This window comes from Kineosporia sp. A_224 (assembly GCF_002198655.1).
Classification (GTDB): domain Bacteria; phylum Actinomycetota; class Actinomycetes; order Actinomycetales; family Kineosporiaceae; genus R-H-3.
Genome location: NZ_MWLN01000025.1, coordinates 1 through 5,820 on the forward strand (window position 1 = coordinate 1; position 5,820 = coordinate 5,820).

The window sequence follows — 5,820 nt, forward strand, 5'->3', positions numbered from 1 at the left end:
TCTGCGGACCGGCCCGCCGGCCGGCCCGGCAGCCCGCCCACGACCCGGCGCGGCAGCGGCGCCGTCCTCGACCCGCGCACGTGGCGCCAGGGCGTCGACGCCCTGCGCGACCTCACCGTCAGGCGGGGGTGACCACGGTGACCCGTCCGACGCGCGCCATCCGTCCGGCCCGCGACGGCGTGCGACCCGGTCGCGTGCTGCGGCTCGGCGGGGCGCTCGCCGTCTGCGCCGGCGCGCTGCTCGCGCCGGCGGCGTCCTCGGCCTTCGCCGGACCGCAGGCGACACCGGTCGCCGCCGTGACGTCGTCCGTGGCACAGACCGCGAACGCAGAACAGAGGGTGGACGCCGCCCCGGTCGCCTTCGCGGTGCCGCGCGCCGCCCCCGACGGGCCGAGCGGCCCGACGAACCCCGACGACCCGAGCATCACCGTCGGCCTGCCCGGCGAGCCGAGCCGCGTCGTCCAGATCATCGTCCTCATCACCGTGCTCGGCGTCGCGCCGTCGGTCCTGTTGCTGTGCACGTCGTTCACGAAGATCGTCGTGGTGCTGTCCCTGACCCGCAGCGCCCTCGGCACCATGAGCATCCCGCCGAACCAGGTGCTCGTCGGCCTGGCCCTGTTCCTGTCGCTGTTCGTCATGGGGCCGACGCTCGACCAGATGCAGTCCGAGGGGCTCAAGCCCTACCTGGACGGCACGAAGACGTCGACGCAGGCGTACCGGGACGGCGTCGTGCCGCTGCGCACGTTCATGCTCGCGCACACCCGCGACGAGGAGCTCGCGCTCATGGTCAAGGCGGCCGACCAGCCGCTGCCGAAGGACCGCACGAGCGTCGACCTGCGCACCCTCATCCCGGCGTTCGTGCTCTCCGAGCTACGGGCCGCGTTCATCATCGGCTTCGTCGTCTTCCTGCCGTTCCTCGTCGTCGACATCGTCGTGAGCGCCGTCCTCATGTCCCTCGGCATGGTGATGCTGCCGCCCTCGCTCGTCTCCCTGCCCTTCAAGCTCCTGCTCTTCGTGCTCGTCGACGGCTGGTCCCTCATCGTCACGACCCTCATCACGAGCTACCGGTAGGCGGCGGACATGGACGCGAACATCGTGCACATGGTCGCCACGGCGCTCCTCACCGCTGTGAAGGTCGCCGGACCGATCCTCGTCGCGACGCTCCTGATCGGTCTCGTCATCTCGATCGTCCAGTCGGCGACGCAGATCCAGGAGCAGACGCTCTCCTTCGTGCCCAAGCTGCTCGTCGCGGCGCTCGTGCTCGTCGTCACCGGGTCCTGGACGTTGCGCGTGCTCACCGGCTTCACCCGGGCCGTCTTCGAGAGCGTCCCGACGCTGCTGGGAAGCTGAGCCGTGTCCGGGCTGGAGCTCAGCCTCGGCGAGGCGACCCTCGCGGGCTTCCTCGTCGCGCTCGCACGCACCGCGGGGTTCGTCCTCGTCGCGCCGCCGTTCAGCACCCGGGCGGTGCCCGCCCGGATCAGGGCCGGCTTCGCGCTGGCGCTCGCGCTGCCGCTGTCGACGTTCACGGTGCCGGTCGCCCCGCGGCTGGACTCCACCCCGATGCTGCTCGCGATGACCGGCCAGGTCGTCATGGGGGCGCTGCTCGGCTTCTTCGTCCTCGTCGCGATGGCGACGATCCAGGCGATCGGCGACATCATCGACGCCGTCGGCGGCTTCCAGATGGCGATGGGCCTGGACCCGCTCCAGCTCGTGCAGGCCTCGGTGATGGGCCGGCTGCACCAGCTCACGGGCACGGTGCTGCTCTTCGCCACCGGGGGTCACCTCATGGTCCTGCACGGGCTGGCCGCGTCGGTGGAGGCGATGCCGACGCCGCAGCTCGACATGGACCAGGTCGCCCGGGCCGTGACGACGCACGTCGTCAACCTGTTCGCGGGCGCGGTCGAGGTGGCGGCGCCCATCCTCGCGGTGATGCTCGTCGCGGACGTCGCGCTCGGCCTGCTCACCCGGGCCGCCCCGGCGCTCAACGCCTTCTCGCTGGGCTTCCCGCTGAAGATCCTGTTCACCCTGCTCGTCGCCGGCCTCGTGGTCGCCCGGCTGCCGGACGTCGTCGAGCACGTCGTCACGGACGCGACGATCACGAACCTCGAGCTGTCCGGCGCCCGCGGCGGGGGGTGAGACGCGGTGGCGGACAAGGACGGCAAGACCGAGAAGCCGACAGCCAAGAAGCTGCGCGACGCCCGCAAGGAGGGGCAGTTCGCGCGCACCCCGGACGCCGCGACGTGGATGGGGGTGGCCGGCGCCGCGGCGCTGCTGCCGCTGAGCGCGCGGCTCGTGGCGGACGGCGTCCGCGAGATGCTCTCCCACCTGCCGGACCTCGCGCGCACCCCGACCCCGGACGCCGCGCTGGAGGTCGTCGCGCTCATGCCGCAGGTCGTGCTCCTCGCGGCGGCCCCGATGTGCCTGGGCGCGATGGTCGGCGCGGTCCTCGGCACCGTCGCGCAGGGGGTGCACCCGTCGGCCAAGGTCATGAAGTTCAAGGGGAACCGGCTGAGCCCCAAGGAGGGCATCAAGCGGATGTTCGGCCCCCGCGCGTCGTGGGAGGCCGTCAAGGCGCTGCTCAAGGTCGCGACGATCGCGATCGTCGTCTGGGTGCTCGCCAAGTCGCTGCTGCCCGACCTGCTGTCCGGGGCGCTCCCGCTGGGCACCGTCGCCCTGCGGACCAAGGACGGCCTGGAGACGATGCTCTGGTCGACCGCCGTCGTCGGTCTGCTGCTCTCCCTCGCCGACTACGCCGTCCAGCGCCGGACCGTCATGAAGCAGCTCATGATGACCCCGCGCGACATCAAGGACGAGATGAAGCAGACCGAGGGCGACCCGATGCTCAAGGGCGCGATCCGGTCCCGGCAGATGGCGATGAGCCGCAACCGGATGCTCTCGGCCGTCGCCGACGCCGACGTCGTCCTCGTCAACCCGACCCACTTCGCCGTCGCCCTCAAGTACGAGCCGACCCGCGGTGCGCCCCGGGTCGTCGCCAAGGGCGCCGGCGCCCTCGCGCTGAAGATCCGCGAGAAGGCCCGCGAGGCCAAGGTGCCGATCGTCGAGGACAAACCGCTGACCCGGACGCTGTACCGGGTCTGCGACCTGGGCGACGAGATCCCCAGCGAGCTCTACATGGCCGTGGCCCGGATCCTCGCGTTCGTCATGGCCGCGGGGCGCCCGGGCGGGGCGGCCGCGCGGCGTCCCGGGCCGAGCAAGGACCTGCCCGACCTGCCGACGAAGTCGCAGCTGCGGGCGCGTCGGGTCCGCGAGCAGCGCGACGCACGGGCGGGCAGCCGGGCCTGACCCGCGCCCGGCGCGGGGTCACGCGTCGAGCGCCACCGCCGTGGCGACCGCGGCCGCCACGGTGCCCGGCCCGACGTGGGCCTCGACGTCGAGCGCGGTGTCGGCGAGCTTGAGGACGTGCTCGCCGCCGTGGGCCAGCGCGAGCTCCCACGGGTCGGCCGGTGCGGCGACGTCGAGGAGGTGCCGGTCGGCGCGCGCGGGTGCGTACGCGGCGAGCACCGCCGCGGTCGCGGCCCACGCCGTCCGGACGGCGACCGCGTGCTCCTGCGGGGGCAGCGACGGGAGCACCCGGAGGACGGCGTTCGGTGCGGTCGCCGCGTGGACGAGCATCGTCGGCTGCCCGACGGCGATCCGCGGGTAGGCCCGGACGACCGCCGCGACGACATCGGTGAGCAGGATGGACGCGTCTGCGGTGCTGCCGGCGGTGCTGCCTGTCGTGCTGTCTGCCGTGCTGCCGGGCGGGACGCCGTCCGGCGCCGCGGTGGTGAGGTCGCCGGCGTCCGGCCAGCCGGGCACCCCGGGGAGCTGGGCGAGCCGATCACGGATCCCGCCGTCCTGACGCGGGACCCGCGGGACCGCTTCGACGGCGGCGTCGGTGCCCGGCCCGCGGGACGCCGTCCGGCCCGGCGACCCGTCGAGCGGCCGGGCGAGGTCCACGCCCTCGAGCCCGGGGACCGGCTGCCACCGGGCGGCCCAGTAGCCGAGGGCCTGCCCGAGCTCGTCGAGGCGCGGTGCGGTGACGTCGGCCCGCAGCGCCTCGACGGCGTGCCCGGTCCGGATGACGCCGTGCGTCGCACCGGCGGCGATGCCGGGGAGCAGCCGTGGCCACCATGTGCGGAGCACCTGCTCCCACGGCTCCTCGCGGACCGTGCGGCGGAAGTGCTCCAGCCAGTCACCGAGCCGGGAGGGGTCGCCGAGCGCCGCCCGCCAGGCGTCGTCCGCGATCGGCCGTCCGGGCCCGGGCCGGTCCTCGAGCCGTCTGGAGTAGCCGTCGGTCCAGCGGTGGACGGCGGCGCCCGCGCCGCGGCGGGCCATCGCCTCGACGACCATCGGGCCGTGGTTGGAGAGCCAGCCGTCGAACTCGGGGCCGGTCCGGTGCAGGCGTTCGAGGGCCTCGTCGAGGGCACCCGCGGGCGCACCGGGGCGGGAGGGCGTCGTCGTCATGGGTCCAGTGGACGACCTGCAGTGCACTTGAGGTCAAGGCACTCGAGGTCAGGCACTCGAGGTCAAGGCACTCGAGGTCAAGGGCAGACGGGCCGCAGCGCCGGGCCCGGCAGCCCCGGTGTCGTCCGGCGTCGTCCGGCGCTGGCAGGCTGGTCGCATGAGTCCGGGGCTGAGGGTGACCGCCGCCTGCGAGCGGCACGGTGCGGACGTCGTCGTCCGGGCCTGCCTCGACCTGCTCACCGGCCGCGACAGCGAGCCCGACATCGTCGAGGCGCTCGGCGGCGATCATGCGAGACAAGTTCTCGCACAGGGGGTTCCGGAGGTCCACGCCTACTGGCTGCGGGTCTGGGGCGCCCGCGGGCTGCTGTACGCGTGGCACGCCGCGCCGGGTGCCGACGTGGACGTGGACGTGGACGGCACGCTCGCGGCGGCGACGACAGATCCGCACTGGCGGGTGCGGGAGATGGTCTGCAAGGTGGTGGCCACGAGGCTGCGCGGCGACGTCCTCGAGGCGGTGCTGCCGCTGCGGGACGACCCGGTGGAGCGGGTCCGCCGCGCGGCAGGGCGGGCGGTCGTGCGGGTCACCGCGGCCGGGTCCTGACGGGGCGGGCCCGGCGGGCCGAACGGGCCGTCAGCGGACGGTGGTCCGGTCGCGGGGGCGGTCGAGGGTGGCCTCGAGGCGGGAGACCGCCATGAGGAGCAACGCCATCGCCGGTAGTGCCGCGAAAGCAAAGACGATCGGCATTGTGTCCTCCCTGACAGCCACGGACCCGCCGGACCGGGTCACTGCTTGATCGACGTCGCAGGTGCGCCTCTGGATGCCTCCGCTTCCAACTTTCTGCGGTCGTTATCGAGTCGTGTCCTGCGCCGGACCGCCACCCGTGACGGCGCCCGTCGTCAGCAAGGCGTTACCCAGGCCGGAGCCGTTCACACCTCCCCGTCCACCGACCGCCGGATCCGGGGCGCGGGCTTCGCCCGCGGTCGCCGGTCCGCAGGTCAGCCGGTGCGTCTCCAGGTGTCGTCGGGTGGTGCCTGGCTCCAGATCGGGGGCGTGAGGTCGATCGGGGTGAGCCCGGTCCGGCTCGGACCGATGCCGCGGGCGTCGGCGTCGTCGTCGAGGGCGAGGCGGAGCTGTTGGCCGATCCGCTGCGCGGCGGCGTGTGTCTGGTGGTGCAGGTTCCTCGTCAAGCGGCGTTCAGGGTCGACCCAGGACGGCGGCCGCACCCACGGGATCCCGTCGAGAACCTGCACCACCCACAGACCGGCGTGCACCTGCTGATGATGGTTCGGACACACGCTGACCAGATTGTGCAGGTCGGTGGCGCCGCCGTGCTCCCACGCGCGGAGGTGGTGG

Annotated in this window: 7 protein-coding genes; 5 read left to right on the forward strand and 2 right to left on the reverse strand. The window is 73.8% G+C overall.

All coding sequences use genetic code 11. From position 1 onward, the window contains the following. Positions 1-137: 137 nt before the first annotated feature. The 4 genes from fliP to EDJALFJO_RS00580 are packed head-to-tail and all read left to right on the forward strand — an operon-like array spanning position 138 to position 3,302. Positions 138-1,070 (forward strand): flagellar type III secretion system pore protein FliP, encoded by a 933-nt coding sequence (gene fliP / locus EDJALFJO_RS00565; protein WP_233149601.1) that lies wholly within the window; start codon positions 138-140, stop codon positions 1,068-1,070. A 9-nt stretch (positions 1,071-1,079) separates the two neighbouring features. Next, positions 1,080-1,349, forward strand: a complete 270-nt coding sequence (locus EDJALFJO_RS00570; protein ID WP_088281142.1) for a flagellar biosynthetic protein FliQ — start codon at positions 1,080-1,082, stop codon at positions 1,347-1,349. Between the two features lie 3 nt (positions 1,350-1,352). Then, positions 1,353-2,135 (forward strand): flagellar biosynthetic protein FliR, encoded by a 783-nt coding sequence (locus tag EDJALFJO_RS00575; RefSeq protein WP_088281144.1) that lies wholly within the window; start codon positions 1,353-1,355, stop codon positions 2,133-2,135. Positions 2,136-2,141: 6 nt separating this feature from the next. Then, on the forward strand, positions 2,142-3,302 hold the full coding sequence (locus tag EDJALFJO_RS00580; protein ID WP_088281146.1) for a flagellar biosynthesis protein FlhB: 1,161 nt from the start codon (positions 2,142-2,144) through the stop codon (positions 3,300-3,302). 18 nt (positions 3,303-3,320) lie between these two features. On the opposite strand, the gene EDJALFJO_RS00585 is transcribed toward EDJALFJO_RS00580, so the two are convergent. Further along, on the reverse strand, positions 3,321-4,466 hold the full coding sequence (locus EDJALFJO_RS00585) for a questin oxidase family protein (RefSeq protein WP_088281148.1): 1,146 nt from the start codon (positions 4,464-4,466) through the stop codon (positions 3,321-3,323). A gap of 157 nt (positions 4,467-4,623) precedes the next feature. Between EDJALFJO_RS00585 and EDJALFJO_RS00590 the strand changes: the two genes are divergently transcribed. Next, the gene (locus EDJALFJO_RS00590) at positions 4,624-5,067 is read left to right on the forward strand and encodes a hypothetical protein (protein ID WP_143448205.1); all 444 of its coding nucleotides are present in this window, start codon (positions 4,624-4,626) and stop codon (positions 5,065-5,067) included. A 395-nt stretch (positions 5,068-5,462) separates the two neighbouring features. Here the strand turns inward: EDJALFJO_RS00590 and EDJALFJO_RS00595 are convergent. Next, on the reverse strand, positions 5,463-5,820 hold a 358-nt coding region (locus EDJALFJO_RS00595), incomplete at its 5' end, for an HNH endonuclease signature motif containing protein (protein ID WP_143448206.1).